Below are 22,434 nucleotides of genomic sequence, written 5' to 3'. Positions count from 1 at the left end.
GGGGCACCCCTGTCGCGCGGTCTGGGGCGGAGCCTCTGAATCAGCCCCCGGGAATCGCCAGCGGATTCTCCGTCAAGGCAGCCCGATCCGGCGTGTCGATGGCGGGTTTGCCGAGGAACGCATCCCAGATCCGGCGCACGAAGTCCGGATCGAGGTCGTGGACGATCATCACCAGCCGCGAGCGCCGGTCGGCGTCGGGCCAGGCCGGCAGCGTCGTGGGGGCGTGGACGACGTGCTGCACGCCGTGCACCACGACGGGCCGCTCGGGATCGTCGGCCAGTGCCACGAGACCCTTGAGGCGCAGGAGCTTGGGCCCGTGAGCCGAGCGGACGAGGTCCAGGAACATCTCGAAGGCCGGGCGCGGCACCGGCACGTCGCTGGTGAGATGGAAGGCCCGGATCGCGGCGTCGTGCCGGTTCACGTCGTGATAATGGTGCCCGTGATGATGGTCATGGGCGTGCCCGTGGTCGTACTCCTTTGCCGGCCCGAGCCACGCCCGCACGTCTTCGCCCTTGCCGTCGAGCCCGAACAGGCCGCCGAGCAGGCGCTCCGCCGGCACGTCCGGCCCATGGATCGACGCGCCCGGATTGAGGGCGGCGAGCCGAGCTTTGAGCGCGTCCGGCGCGGCGTCGGGCAGGTCGGCCTTGGTCAGCACGAGATGGTCGGCCACCGCCGCCTGCCGCCGGGCCTCTTGGTGGGCGTCGAGGGTGCCTTGGCCGTTGACCGCGTCGATCACCGTGACCACGCCCTGCAACTGGAATCGCAGCGACAGGTAGGGGTGGTAGATCAGCGCGTGCAGGATCGGGGCGGGGTCGGCGAGCCCGGTGGTCTCGATCACGACCCGGCGGAACGGACCGATCCGGCCGTTGTCGCGCTTCCGCAGCAGGTCTTCGAGCGTGTTGATGAGGTCGCCCCGCACGGTGCAGCACAGGCAGCCCGCGCCGAGCAGGATCATCCCGTCGTCCACCGTCTCGATCAGCAGGTGATCGAGGCCGATCTCACCGAACTCGTTGACGATCACCACCGTGTCGGCGAGCGCCGGATCGGCCAGCCACCGGTTGAGCAGGGTGGTTTTTCCCGCTCCGAGAAAGCCGGTGAGGACGGTGAGCGGGATCGGGGCGGGGCGGCGGGGGTCGGTCTGGGTCATGGGGCGGCGTTCCAGAGAACTCTGTCGAGAACCGCCGCTCCCCCCTCTCCCCGCACGCGGGGAGAGGCCTGCATGGACCTTGTTGTCCATGCAGGGAGCGGAGGCGAAGCCGGAGCGAAGGTGAGGGGGCTTGGACGGAAGAGTCTCATCCGTCCAAGCCCCCTCACCTTCGGCTGCCGCCTCGCCGCGCCGACGACGGGGTCGTCGCGGCCCTCTCCCCGCACGGCGGGGAGAGGGGATGCGCGGTCGGTGAGGTGAATCGCCTTAAGCGTCGTCGTCCTTGCCCTTGGCCTTCTTCGCCGCGGGCTTGGCTTCGGTCTTCTTCGCGGCGGGCTTGGCATCCGCCTTGGTCTCCGCCTTCTTCGCCGCCGGCTTGTGCGCGGCCTTCGGGGCCTCGGCGGCGGTGTAGGCGCTGGCGGCAGCCGGGACCTTGTCCTTGGCGGCGGTCTTAGGCTTCGGCGCCGTCACGGCGGCGGCGCGGGCCTTGGCGGCTTTTTCCGCCGCGGCCTGCTTGTGGGCCTCGGCCTTCGCGGCCTGGGCGGCCTTGGCCTCCTCGCGCTTCTGGCGGGCGGCCTCGACCTTGGCGGTGCGAGCGGCCTCCTTGGACGCCTGGGCCTCCTGCTCGGCCTGGGCCAGCGCGGCGGCGCCCTCGGCCGGGCTGCGGCCGGTCCAGACCGCGATCGGCTGGAGCGGCGCCCGCGGCGGCAGGCTGCGCCCCCGGACATTGGCGGCGCCGAGCGCGGCGAAGGCGAGGTTCGAGGTGTCGGCGGTGGCCGAGCCGAACAGCTGGGTGGCGGTGCCGTCGGCGCCCGCGGTCAGGGCGCCCGGCCCCTCATCGACGGGGATCGGCTTGCGCTTGTCGCAGATATAGGGCCGCAGATCCGGCGGGGCGGCGAGGTTTGAGGCCGGCAGGGTTTCGAGGGTCTGGGCGGTCCAGCCCGCGGACTGGCCGAAGCCGTAATCGAACAGGTCGGCGGCCTTGATGTCGCGCTCGCGGGCGCTCGGCTGGCCCATCACCACGGTGATGATGCGGCGCCCGTTGCGGGTCGCGCTCGCCACCACGTTGAAGCCGCCCGAGCAGATGAAGCCGGTCTTCATGCCGTCGGCGCCGGGATAGCGCCCGAGCAGGCCGTTGTGGTTGGCCATGACGGACTTGCCGAACTGGATCGCCGAGATCGAAAACAGCCCCTGCTGGTCGGGGAAGTCGCGCATCAGCGCGCGGGCCAGGATCGCCATGTCGCGGGCGGTGGTCCATTGCCGCGGCTCGGGCAGGCCGTTGGGATTGTACCAGCGGCTCTCGCGCATGCCGATCCGGTGCGCGGTCTCGTTCATCATGTCGGCGAAGCCCTCGGCCGAGCCGCCGAGGCCCTCCGCGATCGCCCAGGAGATGTCGTTGGCCGACTTGACCATGATGATCTTGAGGGCGTTGTCGAGGGTGATCTGGGTGCCGGGCTTGAAGCCCATCTTCGAGGGCGGCTCGGCCGCGGCCTCGGGCGAGATGGTCAGCAGCGTGTCGAGGGAGACTTTGCCCTGCCGCACCATGTCGAGGGCGACGTAGGTCGTCATCAGCTTGGTGATGGAGGCCGGGTACCACGGATCGGTGGCGCCCTGGCTGTAGAGCACCTTGCCGGAATCGGCCTCGACCACGAGGATCGGCGTCGTCACCGCCGCCGCCGGGACGGCCAGCGCCGCGAGCGCGGCCAGCGGTGCGATCAGGCGTCCCCAGACTCGGTTCACCATCGGGTTCATCTCGGGCAAGGGGGCAGGAAGGGTTTTGGAAAAGGCGCCGGGCGTCGCGCCGCCTACGGGTAGGCGGCACCGATGGGATCGGCGCGAGGATTGGCCGATCATCAACGTGCCCTCCGTGGCGAGAGCATGGCAGAAACCGCCGAACGCCCAACGGATAAGCTCGCCGGCAGGGTTGCACCCGCGGAATCGTGACCGGCGTGACAGGGTTCCATGCGCGCCTGTATGGGCAGGGCCTCATCTTCAGCGATTTTTGCGATGTCCTACGCGGTCAAGGAACTGTTCCACACCCTCCAGGGCGAGGGCGCCCAGGCCGGGCGCGCGGCGGTGTTCTGCCGATTCGCCGGCTGCAATCTCTGGTCCGGCCGCGAGGAGGATCGGGCGGGCGCCGCCTGCACCTTCTGCGACACCGACTTCATCGGGATGGACGGCGAGGGCGGCGGGCGGTTCGCCGACGCGGCGGCGCTGGCCGAGGCCATCGCGGCGACCTGGGGCGGGGGTGCCAGCAACCGCTACGTCGTCTTCACCGGCGGCGAGCCGCTGCTGCAACTCGACGCCGCGCTGATCGAGGCCGTTCACGCACGCGGCTTCGAGGTGGCGGTGGAGACCAACGGCACGCTTCCCGCGCCGCCGGGCATCGACTGGATCTGCGTGAGCCCCAAGGCCGGCAACCCGCTCGCCCAGACCTCGGGCCACGAGTTGAAGCTCGTGTTCCCCCAGGCCGAGGCCCCACCGGAGAGGTTTGCGGAGTTACCCTTCCGCCACCGCTTCCTCCAACCGATGGCCGGACCGGAGGCCGCCGCCAACACCGCCGCCGCGGTGGCCTATTGCCGGACGGATGCGCGCTGGCGGCTGTCGCTGCAGACGCACAAGATCATCGGGATTCCGTGAGGCCCGCATCCCAGGAGAGCTTCGATGAACGCTGTGACGAAGGCCGATCTCATCACCGTCGATGATGCGTTCGAGGCCATGCGAGTGTTTCTCGAAGCGTACTGGCGACGCGGCGACGCGTGCTCGGATGATATCGCAGTCCTGCTCGGCTTCCTGAACAGGAACCGCGAAGCGAGCATTCTTCCCCTCGATCCGGCGCAATACGAAGATTGGTTGGACGCCGTGTCGGTCGTCGTCAACGCGAGCTAGAACAGCGATGGTCGCCGTGATGGTCTCTTCCCTGGCGGATGCGCGCCGGCGGCTCTCGCTCCAGACGCGCAAGATCCTCGGGATTCCGTGAAGTTCACGGAATCACCCGCGTGGCCCGCAGCCGTTCGAACAACTCGAAAAACGCGTCGTCGGTCGCCTGGTAGTCGAGGAAGCCGAGGCGGCGGCTCTTGCTCATGTCGGTCACGACCTCGATCGGGCGGCCGAGATCGGCGTCCGTGTGCCACGCGGAGGCGAGGCGGCTCAGGTCGGGCTCGATCAGGCCGTGGCGGGCCGCGATCTCCGTCCAGAGCGGGGCGGCGCCCGCCATCTGCATCTCCAGCGGGTTGGGCTGCCCGTCGAAGGGGGCGGGCTCGACGCCGAACCATTCGGCGATCCGGCCCCACATCCAGCTCCAGCGGAAGACGTCGCCGTTCACCACGTTGAAGGCCTCGTTGCGGGCCTCGGGCGTGGTCGCGGCCCAGGTGAGGTGTCGAGCGAGCAGCCGCGCGTCGGTCATGTCGGTCAGCCCGTTCCACTGCGCCGCCGATCCGGGGAAGCGGAACGGCCGCCCGGTCTCGCGGCAGAGCGTGGCGTAGACGGCGAGCGTCACGCCCATGTTCATGGCGTTGCCGAGCGCGTAGCCGATGATGGTGTGGGGCCGGTGCACGCTCCAGCCGAACCCGTCGCGCGCGGCGGCGGCGAACACCTCGTCTTCTTGCGCGTAGTAAAAGTTCTCGACGTCGAGGCGGCCCTGCTCCTCGCGGAAGGGCGTGGCCGGCAGCGTCCCGTGCCCGTAGGCCTCGAACGGGCCGAGATAGTGCTTGAGGCCCGTCACCAGCGCGACGTGGCGCACGCTGCCCGCGGGGCCCACCGCGTCGAGGAGGTTGCGCACCATCGCGGCGTTGACCCGGATGTTCTCGGCCTCCGTCTCCTGGCGCAGCCAGGTGGTGATGAAGACGTGGCTGGGTTTCACCTCGGCCAGCGCCGCCCGCAGGCTGTCCGGATCGAGCAGGTCGGCCGCCACCGGCTTAACGCCGTCGAGGTCGGTGGGCGGGCGCCGGGCGAGGCCGTGGACCGTGAAGCCCACGCCGACGAGATGGCGGGCGAGGTTGTTGCCGACGATGCCGCTGACGCCGGCGATCAGTGCGGTTTCGCTCATGAGGGCTCCGGGCCTTCCGGCCGCTGCGCTTGACGCTTTTTGGGATTGGGCCCGCGGGCCTCGGAAGCTTCACGAACCGGTCGGTGCGGGTGACGGTTCCTGCGGGTCAGGTATGGGCCAGAGGACTCCGCCTCGGGCTACGGATACGACGATGGGATCCCGAACCTCCCCCGTCATTCCGGGGCTCGCCGAAGGCGAGAACCCGGAATCCACGACTGGCCGCGACGGTTCGACTTCGGCCGGGCATCCCGCATCACGGGTGGATTCCGGGTTCCGCTGCGCGGCCCCGGAATGACGGGGGAGGGTGAGGAAGGCTCCCGCGTGCATTCCGGTCGCTTCGGTGACATATCGGCGGTTCAAAGCCCCAATTCCGCCCACCCGGTGCCAGCCCCATGCGGCCGGCTGAGACAGTCATGAAGATCACCCAGGCCTTCACCTTCGAGGCGGCGCACCGCCTGCCCAACGTGCCCGTCACGCATCGCTGCCACCGCATGCACGGGCATTCCTACCGCGTCGAGCTGACGGTCTCGGGCGAGATCGACGCGACCACGGGCTGGGTCGTGGATTTCTACGACATCGAGAGCGCCTTCGCGCCGCTCCTGGAGCGGCTCGACCATCATTGCCTCAACGAGATCGAGGGGCTGGAGAACCCGACCGCCGAGCACATCGCGGCCTGGATCTGGCATCGGGCCAAGCCCACGATCCCCGGCCTGTCGAGCGTGCGCGTGTTCGAGACGCCGTACTCCTGGGCCGAGTACGAGGGCGAATGACGATGGCGGACGAGGCGGATTCCGGCGCCCTGGTGCTGTTTTCCGGCGGGCAGGATTCGGCCACCTGCCTCGCCTGGGCGCTCGACCGCTTCCCCCGCGTCGAGACGCTGGGCTTCGATTACGGCCAGCGCCACCGGGTCGAGCTGGAGCGGCGCGAGGCCCTGCGCAAGGGCATGACGGCGCATGACCGGACGTGGTGGCGCCGGTTAGGCCGCGACCACACCCTCGACCTCTCGGCGCTCGGCGAGATTTCCGAGACGGCGCTGACCCGCGAGAGCGAGATCGCGCTGGAGCGGGACGGGCTGCCCAACACCTTCGTGCCGGGGCGCAACCTCGCCTTCCTGACGTTCGCCGCCGCGCTCGCCTACCGGCGGGGCCTGCGCCACATCGTCGGCGGCATGTGCGAGACCGATTACTCGGGCTATCCCGATTGCCGCGACGACGCGATCAAGGCGATGCAGGTGGCGCTCAACCTCGGCATGGAGCGCCGCTTCGTGCTGCACACGCCGCTGATGTGGCTCGACAAGGCGCAGACCTGGGCGCTGGCCGAGGAACTCGGCGGCCGGGCGCTGGTGGACCTCATCGTCGAGGAGAGCCACACCTGCTATCTCGGCGAGCGCGGCGAACGCCACCCCTGGGGCTACGGCTGCGGCACCTGCCCGGCCTGCGACCTGCGCGCCAAGGGGTTTTCGCGCTATCTCGCCGCCAGAGCCGACTGATTCCGTCCGGGAAAAGGAGCAGCCCATGCGCGCCGACGCCTTTTTCGAAGTCGTCAAAGCCCTGCCGGTGGCGGGGTTCGAGACCCTCGTGCCGGAAGGCGGCCTCGTCGTGGTCGCCCCCCACCCGGACGACGAGAGCCTGGGCTGCGGCGGCCTGATCCTGCAGGCGCTGGCAGGGGCCCGCGCGGTCCGCGTCGTCATCATCAGCGACGGCTGCGGCTCGCATCCGAACTCCAAGGCCTATCCGCACGACCGGCTGCGGGCGTTGCGCGAGTCCGAGACGGTCGCTGCGATGGCGGCGCTCGGGCTCGGGGCGGAGCACATCCACTTCCTGCGCCTGCCCGACGGCGGCGTGCCGAGCGAGGGCCCGCAGGCCGAAGAGGCCGCCGCCCGGATCGCAGAGATCGCGCGGGAGGCAGGCGCCAGCGCCGTGTTCGTGACGTGGAAGCACGACCCGCATTGCGACCACACGGCATCCGCGGCCATCGTCGATCTCGCCCGCAAGCATCTGCCGGGCGCGGCGTTCCACGCCTACCCGGTCTGGGGCTGGACCCTGCCGTCGGAGCGCGAGGTCGGGCCGGCGCCGACCGGCTACCGCCTCGCGGTCACGGACGACGAGCGCGCGGCCAAGCGCCGGGCGGTGGAAGCCCACGCCTCCCAGGTCTCCGGCCTGATCGAGGACGATCCCGAGGGCTTCCAGTTGCAGCCGGACATGATCGATCGGCTGACCGGCCCGCACGAGTGGTTCATCGCCCTGCCGGGCTGACGGCGCCGACCAAGAAAAAAGGCCCGGAGCGTTTCCGCTCCGGGCCTTTTTCTTCTCTGTCGCCTTACTCCGCGGCGTCCGGCGTATCCGTCGGCTCCGGGGCCGGCTCGCCGTCGGTGCCCTTGTAGCGGGTGCGGGTGCGGCGGCGCTTCGGTGCCGGGGTCTCGTCGGCGGGCGCGGTCGGGGCGGCCTCGGTGGCGGGCGGCGTCTCGCGCTGCGGGGCCGGGCGGGGCGCCTCGGCCTCGTCGGCGGCCGGCCGGTTGCGGGTGGCGGTCATCAGGAAGGCCGGCAGCGCGCCCGGATCGGCGACCTCGGCGACGGGGCGGGGCTCGGCGCGGCGGCGACCGCGGGTCGGCGCGTCGGGACGCACCGGACCCTCGGTGCGAGGCTCCTGGCGCACGGGCTCCTGACGGACCGGTTCCTGGCGCGGGGCCTCGGAGCGGGGCGCGTCCTGATGGGCCGGCTCCTGACGCGAAACCTCCTGGCGGGGCGCGTCGTGCTCGCCGCGACCGCCCTCGAAGCGGTTGTTCTCGAACCGGTCCTGCCGGTCTTGCTGACGATCCTGGCGGTCGTGCTGGCGGTCCTGCCGATCCTGGCGGAACTCGCGGCGGCCCTGGCCCTGCTCGGGGCGCCCGTCCTGCGGGCGGCCGCCGTCCTGCTGGCCGTAATCGGGCCGGTAATCCTGCCGCCCGCGGTCGCCACGGTCACCTCGATCCTGGCGATCCTGACGGAAGTCGCCGCGGTCCTGGCCCCGATCCTGGCGGTCGCCGCGGAAATCCTGCCGCGGCTCGCCGCCCCGATTGTAGTCCTGGCGATCCTGCCGGTTGCCGTCGAAGCGCTGGCCCCGGTCGTTGCGGTCGTTGCGGTCGCGGCCCTGGAAGCGCTGCTGACCGCGATCGTTGCCGCGGTCGTTCCGGTCCTGGCCGCGATCCTGGCGGCGCGGGTCGAAGTCGTGGCGCTCGAACGGCTGGGGGGCCTGGGTCGGGTCGCCGTACTCGTCGGTGCCGTAGCCGAAGGGCTGGCGACCGCCCTCGGGTGCGCCCTGCACGCCCTCGTCGTCGCCGTCCTCGTCCTCGTCGAAGCCGTTGCGGGCATAGCCCTGGGCGGCCTGAGGACGGCCCTGCTCCTGGGCGGCACCGGTGATGATGCGGAAATAGTGCTCGCCGTGCTGAAAGTAGTTCTCGGCGGCGATCGGGTCGCCGCTCGCCAGCGCGTCGCGGGCGAGCTGGGCGTACTTGTCGGCGATGTGCTGGGCGTTGCCGCGGATTTTGACGTCGGGCCCGTTCGACTCGTAGGAGCGCGTCAGCGGGTTCGGACCCTTGGGCCGGTTGTTGTTGTTCCGGCCCCGCATCCGTCGGTTCTGGTTTGGTCTCATCGGCCTCGATTGACCCTCGTTACCTGTCGCGTGGCGTGACTGACAGCGTTGCGGCCTTGCATGGACGACGCATCCGGCGCCGTCGGCGCGCCCGCGCTGTCTGCCGCTCGTCCGGTGGCCGCGCTCTCAAGGCGCGCCGCGAGACATCCCTCGACTGTCAGGTTCGATCCCACCGAGCCTGACCGCGCTTGCCGGGCTGCGTCCGCTCGATGGTGGGAAGACCGTCCGAACCCGGAGGAAGCGGTCAAAACCGATCCTACCGCAGCCCATCTTAACGGGCCGTTCGCGGTCTGCACCTGTAAGCTAGTGACTGCCGCCCGCGACAACAAGCATTTTTTCCGATTTTTCGCGGGATTATCCCACTGTCTCGGGGGCTTGCCGGTGCCGCGTGTCCAGTCCCGCCGTCATCCCCTGATCGACAAGGATGGCCGAAGCGTGACGACCCGCGGATGCCCGGCGAGATCGCGGTTCAGCGTGATATCGGAAAATCCCGATTCGGCACCCAGCGCCATGACGGCCTCGGCCTGATCGTAGCCGATCTCCAGGGCGAGCGCGCCGCCCGGCGCCAGCAGGCCGGGCCGTCGCGCGATCTGCGAAAAAATCGCCCGGTAGGCGTCGAGCCCGTCCGGCCCGCCGTCGAGGGCGGCCAGGGGGTCATGCCCGCGCACCTCGGCGTCGAGGGTCGGGATCACGGACGCCGCGATGTAGGGCGGATTCGAGACGATCAGGTCGAACGGGCCGGCCAGTGCATCCAGCCAGGAGCCGCGCAGAAAAACCGCGCGGGTGCCGATGCCGTTCGCCTGCGCGTTGTCCCGGGCGGTCGCCAGCGCGTCCTGCGAACGGTCGAGGCCGATTCCGAAGGATTTGGGGCGCTCGTGCAGCAGGGCGACGAGGATGCAGCCCGAGCCGGTGCCGAGATCGACGATGCGCAGGGGCCGTGCCGGATCGGGGAAGAGCCGGAGGGCGGCCTCCACCAGCGTCTCGGTGTCGGGCCGCGGCACCAGCGTCTCGGGAGAGAGCCGGAACGGCAGCCCCCAGAACTCCCATTCGCCGAGGATGCGCGCCACCGGCTCGCCCGCCAGCCGCCGCGCGGCGGCCTCGCCGAGCGCCTGCGCGCCGGATTCACCGAGGGGGTGCTGGCCCTGCAGGATCAGCTCGGACGAGGACAGTCCCAGCGCGTACTCGGCGAGGAAGCGGGCATCGCCGCGCGGGTTGGCGAGACCGGCTTCGGCGAAGGCTTGGGTGAGCCGGCGCAGGGCTTCGGCGCGGGGGAGGGTGGGGTTCATGAAAAGGGGCGGGACGTTCCCGCTGCATCTCCCTCTCCCCTCCGCGGGAGAGGGTGGCCCGCGAAGCGGGTCGGGTGAGGGGAGCGACGGTTCCGAGGATTTCGCGGAAGAGGCGGCCAAGCGGAAGCGTGGTTCCCCTCTCCCGTCCGCTCCGCGGACACCCTCCCCCGCAGAGGGGGGAGGGTTGGGTGCTTGCGCCTCACGCCATCCCCTCGGCGGCCAACAGCTCCGCCTGATGCTCGGTCACCAGCGCGTCGATCACCTCGTCGAGCGCCGGGCCGGCCATGACCTCCTCCAGCTTGTAGAGGGTCAGGTTGATGCGGTGATCCGTGACGCGCCCTTGCGGGAAATTGTAGGTGCGGATGCGCTCCGAGCGGTCGCCTGAGCCGACCTGCGCCTTGCGGTCGGCGGCTCGCGCCGAATCCTTGGCCGTGCGCTCGGCGTCGAACAGCTTGGCCCGCAGCAGCGCCATGGCACGCGCGCGGTTCTTGTGCTGCGAGCGCTCCTCCTGGACGAATACCACCACGCCGGTGGGCAAGTGGGTGATGCGGATCGCCGATTCCGTCTTGTTGACGTGCTGACCGCCGGCGCCCTGCGCCCGCATGGTGTCGATCTTCAGGTCGGCGTCGTTGATGGCGATGTCGACCTCCTCGGCTTCCGGCAGCACCGCGACGGTGGCCGCCGAGGTGTGGATGCGCCCCTGCGTCTCGGTGTCGGGCACGCGCTGGACCCGATGGGCCCCGCTCTCGAACTTGAGGCGGGAGAACACCGAGCGGCCCTTCACCTCGGCCACGACCTCGCGGAAGCCCCCGACGGTGCCCTCGCTCTCCGAGATCACCTCGACGCGCCAGCCCTTCGACTCGGCGTATTTGGCGTACATGCGGAAGAGATCACCCGCGAACAGAGCCGCCTCGTCGCCGCCGGTGCCGGCGCGGATTTCGAGGATCGCGCTCTTCTCGTCGGCGGCGTCCTTCGGCAGCAGGATGAGCTGGAGGGCGCGGTGGGCCCGCTCCAGCGCCTCTTCGGCCTCGGGCTTCTCGTCGGCGGCCAGTTCGCGCATCTCGGGATCGCCGCCGGGCTCGTCGATCAGCGCGCGGATGCCGGCGAGGTTGGCCTCCGCCGCCCGATAGTCGCGGATCGCCGCCACCACGCCGTCGAGCTCGGACAGCTCGCGGGAGAGCTGCACGATGCTCTCGGGCGAGCCCGCGCCGTCGGCGAGCTGCGCCGTGACGAACTCGTGCCGGGCCAGGATGGCGTCGAGGCGCTCAGAGGGGATGGGTGTCACGGGGTCTTCGATGTCACGTCGCGGGAAGGGGGCTTCCCTACTTCACTGCCGCGCGGAGGGCGAGTGCCCCGAGAGGCGGGCTGCCGCTCTTGCAACGCGTGGCGCGCTTCGGCAACCAACGGTTCCTCACGAGCCGTTGTCGCCCGACGCCATGCCCAGGCCGCGCGTGATCCGACCCCCGCCCTCATCCTGAGGTGCGGAGCCGAAGGCGAAGTCTAGAAGGAGGGCTCCAGGGATCGCCGAGCGAACTGGAGCCCTCCTTCGAGGCCGCTTCGCGGCACCTCAGGATGAGGGGGTTGGGTTGGATGAGCCCGTCGAACAGGCTCTCACACCGGCACGCCGTGTGACTTGGCGTAAGCTGCGAGCGCGGGCCGGAGCGAGGCCCCATCCGTCACCTTGGTCAGCTCCGCGTCGATTAGCGCGGCGACCTCGCCCGCGTCGGCCGAGAGCACCATCGCCTTGATCGGGCCGATGGCGGCGGGCGACATCGAGAAGTCGCGAAAACCCAGACCGATCAGCGCGAGCGCTTCGAGCGGGCGCCCGCCGATCTCGCCGCAGACCGTCACCGGGCAGTTCTGGGCGGCGGCGCGCTGCGCGATGAGGCGGAAGGCCCGCATGGCGGCGCCGCAGAGCGGGTCGAAGCGGTTGGCCACGCGCCGGTTCTCGCGATCGACCGCGAACAGGAACTGCATCAGGTCGTTGGAGCCGACCGAGAGGAAGTCGGCCTCGCGGGCGATCTCGTCGATCTGGAACAGGAGCGAGGGCACCTCGACCATGGCACCGAGGCGGCAATCGCTCGGCAGGGTGTAGCCGTGGCGGCGCAGGTGCGCCTTCTCGCGCTCGACGATGTCGCGGGCGCGGGTGAATTCCTCGACCGTCGCCACCATCGGGAACATGATCTTGATCGGCTTGCCGGCCGCTGCCTTCAGCAGAGCGCGCAGCTGCACCCGCAGGAGGGCGGGCCGGTCGAGGCCGATGCGGATCGCGCGCCAGCCGAGCGCCGGGTTCTCCTCTTCCAGCGCCGGCATGTAGGGGAGGATCTTGTCGCCGCCGATATCCAGCGTCCGGATCGTCACGGGCAAGTCGCCGGTGGCTGAGAACACCGCCTCGTAGAGCGCCTGCTGCTCGGCCGCCGAGGGCATCCGCTCGGCCACCATGAACTGCAACTCGGTGCGGAACAGGCCGACGCCCTCCGCGCCGGTCTCGTGCAGGTGGGTGAGATCGACCAGCAGGCCCGCGTTGAGATGGAGGCCGATCCGCACCCCGTCGCGGGTGGCGGCGGGCACGGCGCGCAGCGCCCGGTACTGCTCCTGCCGCCGGGCGCGCAGGCGCACCATCTCGGCGTAGGAGGCCTCGATCTCCGGCGTCGGCCGGATCTGCACCTCGCCGGAGAGGCCGTCGACGATGATGGCGTCGCCCGAATCGCACAGGCCCGTGGCGTTGGCGATCTCGCCCACCGCCGGGATGCCGAGCGCGCGGGCCACGATGGCGATGTGGCTCGTCGGCCCGCCTTCCTCCAAGACGACGCCGCGCAGGCGCGCCCGGTCGTAATCGAGGAGCGCGGCCGGACCCATGGAGCGGGCCACCAGAATCGCGTTCTCGGGCAGGCCGTCGGCGCCGCGCCCCTCCTGGCCGACGAGGCGGCGCAGCAGGCGGTTGGCGAGGTCGTCGAGGTCGTGCAGGCGGTCGCGGAGATACGGGTCGCTCTGGCGCAGCATCCGGGCGCGGTTGTCCGACTGCACCCGCTCGACGGCGGCCTCCGCGGTCAGGCCCGACTGGACCGCCTCGCGCATCCGGCGCAGCCAGCCCTTGTCGTGGGCGAACATCCGCACGGTCTCCAAGACCTCGCGGGATTCGCCCGAACTGAGCCCGTCGCCGCGCTCCACCAACTCGTCGATGGCTGAGCGCACCTCCTCGATCGCGGCGTCGAGCCGCTCGACCTCGCGCTCGACGTTCTCGGCGATCAGCGTCTTCACGACGATGCGCGGCTCGTGCAGCACCACGTGGCCGAGGCCGATGCCGTCGGCGAGCGCCACGCCGCGGGGGCTGACCGGGCGGCGCGCCGCCGAGCCGGCCCCGGGGGCCAGCGCCTGCAGCTCGCCCGAGGCGATCATCTCCGAGAGCACCATGGCGGTGGTCTGGAGCGCCTCGATCTCCTCCTCGGAATAGACCCGGTAGGTCTTGTTCTGGACGACCAGGACGCCGAGCGTGTTGCCCGCGCGCAAGAGCGGCACGCCGAGGAAGGCGTGGTAGATCTCTTCGCCCGTCTCCGGCCGGTAGGAGAACGAAGGGTGCGACTGCGCGTCGGAGAGCGCCAGCGGCTCGGCCGTCTTGGCGATCAGGCCGACGAGGCCCTCGTCGGCGCGCAGGCGGGTGATGTGGACCGCGTCGCGGTTGAGGCCCTCGGTGGCGAACAGTTCGAGAGTGTTGTCGTCGCGCACGACGTAGACCGAGCACACCTCGGCGATCACGTTGGCCGCGATCAGGACGACGATCCGGTCGAGGCGCGCCTGCGGAGAGACCGGCTCCGCCATGGCTTCGCGGAGCCGGCGCAGCAGCAGGCGCGGGCCTCCGGGCGCAGCGGGCATCGGGTCGTCAATCCGGGTCGGCTAGAGCGCCGAAGCGGCGCCCTAGACTGGAAGTTTCACGTCGGCCGGTCCCGTTCCCGCAAGGCCCGCGTCTCGGGCCGGGATCGGCGCAACCCTCACGTGCGGGCGCGCCGACGGGTACGGTCAGGCCTTGTCGAGGCCGTATAGCGAGTGGAGCGTGCGAACGGCAAGCTCCGTGTAGGCGGCGTCGATGAGCACCGAGAACTTGATCTCGGAGGTGGTGATCGCCCGGATGTTGATACCCTTCTCGGCCAGCGCCCGGAAGGCCTTGGCGGCGACGCCCGCATGCGAGCGCATGCCGACGCCGATGGCCGAGACCTTGACCACGTCGGTGGCGCCCTCGATCTGGCCGAACCGGATCGTCTCGCGTTGCGCATCGAGGATCGCGCGGGCACGCTCGTAGTCGGCGGCCGGGACCGTGAAGGTCATGTCGGTGGTCGACTGGTCGCCCGACACGGTCTGGATGATCATGTCGACGTTGATGTTGGCGTCCGCCAGCGGCCCGAAGATCGCCGCGGCGATGCCGGGGCTGTCCTTCACGGCGCGGAGCGTAATCTGGGCTTCGTCCTTGGCGAAGGCGATGCCGGTGATGGTCTGCTGTTCCACGATCTGATCCTCGTCGCAGATGAGGGTGCCCGGCCGCGCGGCATCGGGGGGATCGAAGGAGGAGCGCACCGTGGTCGGCACGCGGTGGATCATGGCGAGCTCGACCGAGCGCACCTGAAGCACCTTGGCCCCGAGCGAGGCCATCTCCAGCATCTCCTCGAAGGTCACGCGCTCCATGCGCTTGGCCTTCGGCACCACCCGCGGATCGGTGGTGTAGACCCCGTCCACGTCCGTGTAGATGTCGCAGCGCTCCGCGCCGATGGCGGCGGCGATGGCCACCGCGCTCGTGTCCGAGCCGCCGCGCCCCAGCGTCGCGATCCGGCCGGTCTCGGCGTGCACGCCCTGGAAGCCCGCGATCACCGCGACCTCGCCGCGCGCGAAGCCCGCGTCGAGGTTCTTCGGGTCGATCGCCTCGATCCGGGCCGAGCCGTGGGCGTCGGAGGTGTGGAGCGGGATCTGCCAGCCCTGCCAGGAGCGGGCCTTGATGCCCATCTTGTTGAGCGCGACCGCCAGCAGCCCCGAGGTGACCTGCTCGCCGGACGCCACGACGGTGTCGTACTCGGCCTCCGAGTAGAGCGCGTCGGCGTCCTTCACCCAGGCGACCAGCTCGTTGGTCTTGCCCGACATCGCCGAGACCACGACGGCGACCTCGTAGCCGGCCGCGACCTCGCGGGCGACGTGGGCCGCCACGTTGCGGATGCGCTCGACGTTGGCGACGGAGGTGCCGCCGAATTTCATCACCAAACGGGGCATGTCGCGTCCGCGCCGATTGCCTGTATGGAAGATCGAGGGTGCAGGACACCGCATCGATCACGATTCCGCGCCGGGAGCCGTCGGCTCGGGCGACCTCTCAGCGGGGCACTGCGCCGGTAATGGGGCGGATGCGGCCTGTCAATCGCTCGACCCCGGGCGGGATTGTGGTAGGGCCATCGTGCAACTTTCGTGGACGGCAGTCCCGACGAGGACGTAGCTTCGTCGCGTGACACCTGACCGAGCGAGCGGACTTGGCGAGACAGCGGCCACCTATCCCCTGCACGCTGCCCTTCACCTACTGGGTCTTCGGACGGCCGATCTCGCAGCAGGCGCAGGACGGGAAGAAGCCGGCCGCGCTGCCACGGTGGCGCGCCACCGTCGAGGCGGCGCTTCTCGAAGCCATCGAAGCAGCGTCGGGTCGGCGCGGCTTCGTGCCTTTCGAGGGCTTCGTGGAGGTGCAGGTCTACTGGCTCAGCCTCGATCCATCGGATCGCTCCCAGCCGGACCTCGACAACGTGCTGAAGCCCCTCATCGACGCCTTCAACACGCGGGTGATCGCCGACGACGGGCAGGTGCATCGCATCCTGGCCGAAAAGGCCTCGATCAACGATCCGCCCGCGGCGGTGCGGGATGTGATGGACGAAGTCCAAGACGATCCGCTCTATATGCGGACGGGAGAAGTCACCATTGTGAGACTCCTCGATCTCACGCGCGAGGCCTCGGCATGACGACGGAACATGCGGTCCCGGACGAGCTGATCGCCGACTATCTGCGCAACGGATGGCACCGTGAGGACACACGCCTCGCGCGTTCCGCTCTCGATTTCGAACCGGATGTCCTCCTTCGCAAAGGCGATGAGTTTCTCGTCGTTGAGGTGAAGCGTTCGGGGCGCGAGCCGGAGCGGTCGATCGCGGAGATGCGCAGGCTCGTCGAACGGCGGCCCAACTGGCGCTTCGCCGTGAAGCTGCTGACTCCCCAGCCGCCACGTTCGAACGACGAGATCGACGATGCCGATGTCGCGACCCGCCTGAGTCTCGCCGAGGATCTTCTCAGGGACGGGCATGTCGCGGAGGCCGTGCTGATCGCCTTCATCGGCATCGAAACCGGCCTTCGCCGCCTCGTGCCCAAGCCCTTCACCCCACCGAGTGAGGCGGCCCTGCCTCGCCTGATCCGTGATGCCTACGAGGCGGAAGCGATCTCGGACGGCGAACTTCGTGCGATCAATCGATCGTGCGAGGTCAGGAACCGCATCGCCCATGGCTTCAAGGTCGATGTGTCCTCGCAGGACGCCGACGCCATCCTCGCCCTGGCCCGCACCGTCGCCGGAAAGGCCGACCTTGCCCCGGCAGGGACAGCCGCTATGACGCCCTGAACCGACCCGCAGTTTCGGGACGGCCACAGTCAGGAATGGACGGATGAGCGCCTCGATCGATCGGGACGAAGTGGCGCGCTTCGATGCGCTGGCCGCGCGCTGGTGGGACCCGCGCGGGCCGATGGCGGTGCTGCACAAGTTCAACCCCGTGCGGGTCGGCTACATCCGCGACGAGGTCTGCCGCACGTTCGGGCGCGACCCGGCCGCGCCGTTCCCGCTGGAGGGCCTCAGCGTGGTCGATATCGGCTGCGGCGGCGGCGTGCTGTCCGAGCCGCTGGCCCGGCTCGGCGCGAAAGTGACCGGGCTCGATCCGGCGAGCGCCAACATCGCGGCTGCCCGCGCCCACGCGGAAGGGGAGGGGCTCGACATCGATTACCGTGACGAGACCATCGAGGCGGTGGTGGCGGGCGGCGCCCGGTTCGACGTGGTGCTCGCCATGGAGGTGGTCGAGCACGTCTCCGACCGTGCCGGCTTCTTGCGCGCGACGTGTGAGGCCGTCAGGCCCGGCGGGCTCCTGTTCGCGGCCACCATCAACCGGACGATGCGCTCCTTCGCGCTCGCCATCGTCGGCGCCGAATACGTGCTGCGCTGGCTGCCGCGGGGCACCCACGACTGGGAAAAATTCGTGACGCCGGCCGAGCTGACCGCCGACATCGAGGCCGGCGGGCTGACCGTCACCGATACGACCGGCGTGGTCTACAACCCGCTCGGTGACTCCTGGCGGGCGAGCCGTGACATGGGGGTGAACTACATGCTGGCGGCGCACCGCCGCGCCTGAACGAAGCGGCCCGCCCGCCGTTGACGTGTCCTCAAGGCTCAGGACGGGACGCGTCATCATGTTGGAGAAGCTGCCGCACGCCGTCGGCGCGGCCCTGTCGAACGTCAGGGCCGGCCTCGAGAAGGCGGCGTTCCATACGGTCGCGGCGCAGGCGCCCGAAAGCTTACGGGTGACGAGCCCGGCCTTCGCGGACGGCGCGCCGATTCCGGCCCGGTTCACCGCCGACGGCGCGGGGGTCTCGCCGCCGCTCGCCGTCGCGGACGTGCCGCCGGAGGCCGCCGCCCTGGTGCTGTTCGTGGAGGATCCCGACGCGCCGTCCCTGCATCCGTTCGTCCACCTGATCGCCTGGAACCTGCCTCCGCGGGACCAGGAGTTTTCCGAGGGCGCGTTCGCCAGCCCGGCGGGCGAAGGCGCCCGGCACGATCTCGGCCGCAACTCCTTCCTCAAGGACGGCTGGCTCCCCCCGGACCCGCCCACCGGCCACGGCCCGCACCGCTACCTGTTCCAGGCCTTCGCGCTGGCCCGCGCGCCGGACCTTTCTGCCTCGCCCGGCCGCAGCGCGTTGTTGGAGGCGCTCGACGGCAATGTGATCGCTAAGGGGTGGCTGACGGGCATTTACGAGCGGGCGTGAGCGCTTGCGCGACGGGCGTGGCGGTGGGCATGAAAGAAGGGAGTCAGGCGCGCCCCCTCCCCCTTGCGGGGAGGGGGCGTGCAGAAGGCACCGTAACGGTTCCTCCTGAGCCACCCCCACCTCCTGTCCTCCTCCCCGCAAGGGGGAGGAGAGACCCGCGCTCGGCCCGACGAACGGACGGAAGTCGAAGACGATGAAAGCCCTGCTATGCACCCGGCTCGGCGGGCCGGAGGATCTTACGGTCGAGGATGTGGCCGATCCGGTGGCCGGTCCCGGCGAGGCGCTGGTGCGGGTGCGGGTCGCCGCGCTCAACTTCTTCGACACGCTGATCATCGCCGGCAAGTATCAGGTGAAGCCCGAACTGCCGTTCTCGCCCGGCGGTGAGGCCTGCGGGATCGTCGAGGCGCTGGGCGAAGGCGTCGAGGGGTTCGAAGTCGGCGACCGGGTGATGATTCATGTTGGTTACGGCACCGCGCGCGAGCGCATCGCCGTGCCGGCGGCGCGGCTCGCCCGCGTGCCGGAGGGCGTCTCCGACGAGGTCGCAGCGGGGCTCTCCATCACCTACGGCACGACGTTGCACGCCCTCGTGGACCGCGCCCGCATCCAGCCCGGCGAGACGCTGGTGGTGCTGGGCGCCTCGGGCGGGGTCGGGCTCGCGGCGGTGGAACTCGGCAAGCTGCTCGGCGCCCGCGTGATCGCCTGCGCCTCTTCGCCGGAAAAGCTGGAGGTCGCCCGCGCCCACGGGGCCGACGACCTGATCGACTACCGGGCCGACAACCTGCGCGAGGCACTGCGCCGCCTCGCGCCCGACGGCGTCGATGTCGTCTACGACGCGGTCGGCGGGGAACTGGCCGAGCCGGCGATGCGGGCGCTCGCCTGGAAGGGCCGCTTCCTCGTGATCGGCTTCGCGGCGGGCGAGATTCCGAGATTTCCGCTCAACGTCATCATGCTCAAGGGCATCGACGTGCAGGGCGTCCACTGGGGCGCCTTCGTCGAGCGCGAGCCGGAAGTGCATCAGCGGAACCAGACCCAGCTGCTGGCCTGGGCGGCAGAGGGCAAGCTGACCGTGAAGGTGCACAGCACCTACCCGCTCGATGCCTACGAGGAAGCGCTCGGCATCCTCAAACGCCGCGAAGCCAGCGGCAAGGTGATCCTGAAGGTCACCTGACGGAGTCGTGTCGGGTGTCCAGAGGGCAAGCCCTCTGGCGGGTCGTCAGAGCAGAGCCCTGACATTTGCAGGGTTCCACCCTGCACCCGCGAAAGGGCGAGCCCTTTCGAAACCCCTGACTCGCCTCAGCCCTGCCGGGCCAAAGCCGCCGCGATGCGGGCCGCGCCCGGCCCGCTGCCCGCGGGCACGGCGCTGCGGCGGTTGAGTGCCGCGCGGCCGCGATGGCTGGCGTGGGTGATCGCGATGGCCAGCGCGTCCGCGGCATCGGCGAGCTTGAATTCGGCCTTGGGCAGTAGGAACCGCACCATCGCCTGGATCTGGGTCTTTTCGGCGTGGCCCGAGCCGGTGACCGTCTTCTTGACGAGGTTGGCGGCGTATTCCGCCACCGGCAGCCCGGCGAGCGCCGGCACGAGCAGGGCGACGGCGCGGGCGTGGCCGAGCTTGAGCGTCGCCTGCCCGTCCTTGTTGACGAAGGTCTCTTCCACCGCGACCTCGTCGGGCGCGTGGTCGGCCACCACGCGGGTCAGGCCCTCGTGCAGTTCGCGCAGGCGGAGCGCCAGGGGCAGGTCGCCGTCGGAGGTCACGACCCCGCAGGCGAGGTAGGACAGCTTGCTCCCGCGCGCGACGATGAGGCCCCAGCCGGTGCGGCGGAGGCCCGGATCGATGCCGAGGATGCGCACGTCGTCGGTCATCGGGCTCTCCGGTCAGGCGCCGCCGCGGCGCGCGACCTTTGTGCGCACATATCGTGAACGAAGGGTTCCGGCAATGAAGTTGCCGGTCTCTTGGCTGGCCTCAAGCGCCGGCGGCCGCGTCCGCGGCCTTAGGCTGCTCGCTCCGCTAGACGCCTCGGCAGAGCCGAGGCCGCTGCGCGGGGCGCTCTTCGCGCCCGGACATCCGGTGTGCTGCCGTACGACTCACTGAACGGCCTGTTCGATCCCTCACTCCACCGCCTTGAATTCCCCCTCCAGCCGCAGCGCGACCTCGTCCCCCAGCACCGGCAGGAAGGCGTTCACGCCGAAGTCCGAGCGCTTGATCACGGTCCAGCCGTCGAAGCCGACGGTGTAGAGCTTGTCGACCGGATGCGGCCCGGCTTGGTTGAAGGTCGCGTCGAACGAGACCGGCTTGGCCACGCCGCGCAGCGTCAGGGTGCCGTTGACGCGGGCGGTGGTCGGGCTCGTCGGCTCGATCGAGGTGCTGACGAAGGTCGCCTCGGGGTACGCCTCGACGCTCAAAAAGTCCGGCGCCTTGAGGTGGGCGTTGAGTTTTTCGTGGAGCGCGTTGACGCTGGCGGTGGCGATCTTGACCGAAAGGCGGCTCTGGGCCGGCGCCTTGGGGTCGAGGGTCAGTTCGCCCGTGACGTCGGTGAACTGGCCGTAATAGGTCGAGTAGCCGAGATGGCTCAGCGACCACGTGATCTTGCCGTGGGCCGTGTCGAGGCGGTAGCGCCCGGCCTTCACCTGTCCGGGGTCCTTGGTGAGCGCGGCAGGAGCCTCTGGTTTGCTCTCCTGTGCCATCGCGGGGGCGGCGGCGCCCACGAGGAGGAGGGCGGCGAGGAGCGTGCGCTTCATGCGGTCACCTTGTCGGTTGGGCCGCCCTGACGGATATGGCGTTCGGGCGGGCGCGGCAACGAGGGGCCGGGCGCCGATCCCGACATTTGATCGGTGTTTTTCGGATGATCGGCAAGCTCAAGGGACTGGTGGACTCGTACGGCGAGGATTTCGTCATCCTCGACGTGAACGGCGTCGGCTACGTGGTGCATTGCTCCGCCCGCACGCTCCAGCGCCTGCCCCCGCCTGGCGAGGCGACCGACCTCGCCATCGAGACGCACGTGCGCGAGGACATGATCCGCCTCTACGGCTTCCGCTCGGACGCGGAGCGGGAGTGGTTCCGCCTGCTCCAGACCGTGCAGGGGGTCGGCACCCGCGTCGCGCTGGGCGTGCTCTCGGTGCTGGAGCCCGGCGCGCTGGCCTCGGCCATCGCCACCGGCGACAAGGGCGGGATCGCCCGCGCGCCGGGCGTCGGCCCGCGGCTCGCGGCCCGGCTCGTGGCCGAACTGAAGGACAAGGCGCCGGCCTTCGCCCCCATCGATCCGGCGCTCATCGCGCTGACCGGCGCCGTCGAGGACCGCACCGCGCCCCAGCCGGTGGCCGACGCAATCTCGGCGCTGGTCAATCTCGGTTATCCCCAGGTTCAGGCGTCCGCCGCCATCGCCGCCGCGCTGAAGGCGGGCGGGGAGGGGGCGGAGGCCAAAGTGCTGATCCGGCTCGGCCTCAAGGAGTTGGCGAAGTAGCGATCGTCGCGAAAATAAAGCCGCTCAGAAACCGTCGTCGAACGGCGGCGGTTGCAGCCTCTGCCACGCGGCGGCGATCTTCTCCGGCTTCACCTCCAGCGCCTGCGCGCAGGCGACGAGCCGCAATTCCTCGCCCATCACGTGGTCGAGCACGGCCGTGAGGAAGCCCGGATCGCGGGCGCTCTCGCGCAACGTACCGGGGTCGAGCCCGCTCTCGACGACGAAGCGGGTGAGCCGCTCGTCGTCGCCCGCGATCCAGCCCAGCACTTCGACCGCGAGACGCTCGTCGCCGGCCGCCGTATGATCAAGTTTGCGTTTCATCAACGAGTAGCAGTTTAAAGAGAGTTCGAGGGCTGTGCCAGGTGATGGAGCGCGGTCGGACCGCCTCGGAGCAGGTCATGAAGAAAACCGTTCTCATCGTTGAGGACAACGAGCTCAACATGAAGCTCTTCAACGACCTGCTGGAGGCGCACGGCTACGCGACGCTGAAGACCGCCAACGGCATCGAGGCGATCGAGCTGGCCCGCGCCCACCACCCCGACCTGATCCTCATGGACATCCAGCTGCCCGAGGTGTCGGGGCTGGAGGTGACCAAGTGGCTCAAGGACGACGACGACCTGCGCGACATCCCCGTCATCGCCATCACGGCCTTCGCGATGAAGGGCGACGAGGAGCGCATACGCGAAGGCGGCTGCGAGGCCTACCTCTCGAAGCCGATCTCGGTCGCGAAGTTTTTGGCAACGGTTCGGCGGTACATTGGCGAGGACGGCACCGCCTGATTCTCGAAAGACCCCGTCTCGCGAGAGGACCCGGGCGGCCGGTCAGCCGCGTAGC

General features: G+C 70.3%; 23 protein-coding genes. 12 read left to right on the top strand and 11 right to left on the bottom strand.

The features are described 5' to 3' along the window. Positions 1 to 40: 40 nt before the first annotated feature. On the bottom strand, positions 41 to 1,147 hold the full coding sequence (locus AAHG03_RS04905; RefSeq protein WP_342149168.1) for a CobW family GTP-binding protein: 1,107 nt from the start codon (positions 1,145 to 1,147) through the stop codon (positions 41 to 43). A 264-nt stretch (positions 1,148 to 1,411) separates the two neighbouring features. Continuing rightward, the gene (locus AAHG03_RS04900; RefSeq protein WP_342149167.1) at positions 1,412 to 2,887 is read right to left on the bottom strand and encodes a D-alanyl-D-alanine carboxypeptidase family protein; all 1,476 of its coding nucleotides are present in this window, start codon (positions 2,885 to 2,887) and stop codon (positions 1,412 to 1,414) included. Between the two features lie 264 nt (positions 2,888 to 3,151). On the opposite strand from AAHG03_RS04900, the gene queE reads away from it, so the two are divergent. Together queE and AAHG03_RS04890 are read left to right on the top strand one after the other, a co-directional pair. Continuing rightward, positions 3,152 to 3,784: a 7-carboxy-7-deazaguanine synthase gene (gene queE, locus AAHG03_RS04895; protein WP_342149166.1), complete on the top strand. Its 633-nt coding sequence runs from the start codon at positions 3,152 to 3,154 to the stop codon at positions 3,782 to 3,784. 24 nt (positions 3,785 to 3,808) lie between these two features. After that, complete coding sequence (locus tag AAHG03_RS04890; protein WP_342149165.1) at positions 3,809 to 4,033, top strand: hypothetical protein; 225 nt, start codon at positions 3,809 to 3,811, stop codon at positions 4,031 to 4,033. 94 nt (positions 4,034 to 4,127) lie between these two features. Here the strand turns inward: AAHG03_RS04890 and AAHG03_RS04885 are convergent, their stop codons facing one another. After that, positions 4,128 to 5,192, bottom strand: coding sequence for an SDR family oxidoreductase (locus tag AAHG03_RS04885; protein ID WP_342149163.1), 1,065 nt, complete (start codon positions 5,190 to 5,192; stop codon positions 4,128 to 4,130). A 413-nt stretch (positions 5,193 to 5,605) separates the two neighbouring features. On the opposite strand from AAHG03_RS04885, the gene queD reads away from it, so the two are divergent. The 3 genes from queD to AAHG03_RS04870 are packed head-to-tail and all read left to right on the top strand — an operon-like array spanning position 5,606 to position 7,447. Continuing rightward, complete coding sequence (gene queD, locus AAHG03_RS04880) at positions 5,606 to 5,962, top strand: 6-carboxytetrahydropterin synthase QueD (protein ID WP_342149162.1); 357 nt, start codon at positions 5,606 to 5,608, stop codon at positions 5,960 to 5,962. A gap of 2 nt (positions 5,963 to 5,964) precedes the next feature. Further along, positions 5,965 to 6,681, top strand: coding sequence for a 7-cyano-7-deazaguanine synthase QueC (gene queC / locus AAHG03_RS04875; RefSeq protein ID WP_342149205.1), 717 nt, complete (start codon positions 5,965 to 5,967; stop codon positions 6,679 to 6,681). Between the two features lie 25 nt (positions 6,682 to 6,706). Next, the gene (locus tag AAHG03_RS04870) at positions 6,707 to 7,447 is read left to right on the top strand and encodes a PIG-L deacetylase family protein (RefSeq protein ID WP_342149161.1); all 741 of its coding nucleotides are present in this window, start codon (positions 6,707 to 6,709) and stop codon (positions 7,445 to 7,447) included. Positions 7,448 to 7,511: 64 nt separating this feature from the next. Here AAHG03_RS04870 and AAHG03_RS04865 read toward each other — a convergent pair whose 3' ends face one another. From AAHG03_RS04865 to AAHG03_RS04845, 5 genes are all read right to left on the bottom strand, one after another. Then, complete coding sequence (locus AAHG03_RS04865) at positions 7,512 to 8,798, bottom strand: DUF4167 domain-containing protein (protein WP_342149159.1); 1,287 nt, start codon at positions 8,796 to 8,798, stop codon at positions 7,512 to 7,514. Positions 8,799 to 9,226: 428 nt separating this feature from the next. Beyond that, a complete protein-coding gene (prmC, locus tag AAHG03_RS04860) occupies positions 9,227 to 10,108 on the bottom strand; it encodes a peptide chain release factor N(5)-glutamine methyltransferase (RefSeq protein WP_342149158.1) in 882 nt (293 codons plus the stop codon). A gap of 199 nt (positions 10,109 to 10,307) precedes the next feature. Further along, positions 10,308 to 11,393 carry a peptide chain release factor 1 gene (prfA, locus tag AAHG03_RS04855; RefSeq protein WP_342149156.1) on the bottom strand — a complete coding sequence of 362 codons (1,086 nt, stop codon included), beginning with the start codon at positions 11,391 to 11,393 and terminating at the stop codon, positions 10,308 to 10,310. A gap of 326 nt (positions 11,394 to 11,719) precedes the next feature. After that, positions 11,720 to 13,981 (bottom strand): phosphoenolpyruvate--protein phosphotransferase, encoded by a 2,262-nt coding sequence (ptsP, locus tag AAHG03_RS04850; RefSeq protein ID WP_342149155.1) that lies wholly within the window; start codon positions 13,979 to 13,981, stop codon positions 11,720 to 11,722. 144 nt (positions 13,982 to 14,125) lie between these two features. Further along, positions 14,126 to 15,361: an aspartate kinase gene (locus AAHG03_RS04845; RefSeq protein WP_342149153.1), complete on the bottom strand. Its 1,236-nt coding sequence runs from the start codon at positions 15,359 to 15,361 to the stop codon at positions 14,126 to 14,128. 251 nt (positions 15,362 to 15,612) lie between these two features. Here AAHG03_RS04845 and AAHG03_RS04840 point away from each other — a divergent pair, with 251 nt between their 5' ends. The 5 genes from AAHG03_RS04840 to AAHG03_RS04820 all read left to right on the top strand — a co-directional run bounded on the left by AAHG03_RS04840 (position 15,613) and on the right by AAHG03_RS04820 (position 19,310). After that, complete coding sequence (locus AAHG03_RS04840) at positions 15,613 to 16,089, top strand: RusA family crossover junction endodeoxyribonuclease (RefSeq protein ID WP_342149152.1); 477 nt, start codon at positions 15,613 to 15,615, stop codon at positions 16,087 to 16,089. Next, on the top strand, positions 16,086 to 16,733 hold the full coding sequence (locus AAHG03_RS04835) for a hypothetical protein (protein WP_342149151.1): 648 nt from the start codon (positions 16,086 to 16,088) through the stop codon (positions 16,731 to 16,733). Before AAHG03_RS04840 ends, AAHG03_RS04835 begins: the two co-directional genes overlap by 4 nt. 43 nt (positions 16,734 to 16,776) lie before the next feature. Further along, positions 16,777 to 17,511, top strand: coding sequence for a bifunctional 2-polyprenyl-6-hydroxyphenol methylase/3-demethylubiquinol 3-O-methyltransferase UbiG (gene ubiG / locus AAHG03_RS04830; RefSeq protein WP_342149149.1), 735 nt, complete (start codon positions 16,777 to 16,779; stop codon positions 17,509 to 17,511). A 58-nt stretch (positions 17,512 to 17,569) separates the two neighbouring features. Further along, entirely contained in the window at positions 17,570 to 18,142 is a 573-nt protein-coding gene (locus tag AAHG03_RS04825) for a YbhB/YbcL family Raf kinase inhibitor-like protein (protein ID WP_342149148.1), read from the top strand. 193 nt (positions 18,143 to 18,335) lie between these two features. Next, a complete protein-coding gene (locus tag AAHG03_RS04820) occupies positions 18,336 to 19,310 on the top strand; it encodes an NADPH:quinone oxidoreductase family protein (protein WP_342149146.1) in 975 nt (324 codons plus the stop codon). A gap of 125 nt (positions 19,311 to 19,435) precedes the next feature. Here AAHG03_RS04820 and ruvC read toward each other — a convergent pair whose 3' ends face one another. After that, positions 19,436 to 20,002, bottom strand: a complete 567-nt coding sequence (ruvC, locus tag AAHG03_RS04815) for a crossover junction endodeoxyribonuclease RuvC (protein ID WP_342149144.1) — start codon at positions 20,000 to 20,002, stop codon at positions 19,436 to 19,438. A 246-nt stretch (positions 20,003 to 20,248) separates the two neighbouring features. Then, a complete protein-coding gene (locus tag AAHG03_RS04810) occupies positions 20,249 to 20,878 on the bottom strand; it encodes a YceI family protein (RefSeq protein ID WP_342149142.1) in 630 nt (209 codons plus the stop codon). Positions 20,879 to 20,982: 104 nt separating this feature from the next. On the opposite strand from AAHG03_RS04810, the gene ruvA reads away from it, so the two are divergent. Then, positions 20,983 to 21,600, top strand: coding sequence for a Holliday junction branch migration protein RuvA (ruvA, locus tag AAHG03_RS04805; protein WP_342149141.1), 618 nt, complete (start codon positions 20,983 to 20,985; stop codon positions 21,598 to 21,600). A gap of 24 nt (positions 21,601 to 21,624) precedes the next feature. On the opposite strand, the gene AAHG03_RS04800 is transcribed toward ruvA, so the two are convergent. Further along, complete coding sequence (locus AAHG03_RS04800; protein WP_342149140.1) at positions 21,625 to 21,921, bottom strand: DUF3572 domain-containing protein; 297 nt, start codon at positions 21,919 to 21,921, stop codon at positions 21,625 to 21,627. Positions 21,922 to 21,998: 77 nt separating this feature from the next. On the opposite strand from AAHG03_RS04800, the gene AAHG03_RS04795 reads away from it, so the two are divergent. Next, positions 21,999 to 22,379 (top strand): response regulator, encoded by a 381-nt coding sequence (locus tag AAHG03_RS04795; RefSeq protein ID WP_137831475.1) that lies wholly within the window; start codon positions 21,999 to 22,001, stop codon positions 22,377 to 22,379. Positions 22,380 to 22,434: the final 55 nt, after the last annotated feature.

Source organism: Methylorubrum subtropicum (assembly GCF_038442325.1).
GTDB classification, from domain to species: Bacteria; Pseudomonadota; Alphaproteobacteria; order Rhizobiales; family Beijerinckiaceae; genus Methylobacterium; species Methylobacterium subtropicum.
The sequence above is the reverse complement of the archived record's forward strand: the minus strand, read 5'-3'. Positions and strand labels throughout refer to the sequence as shown.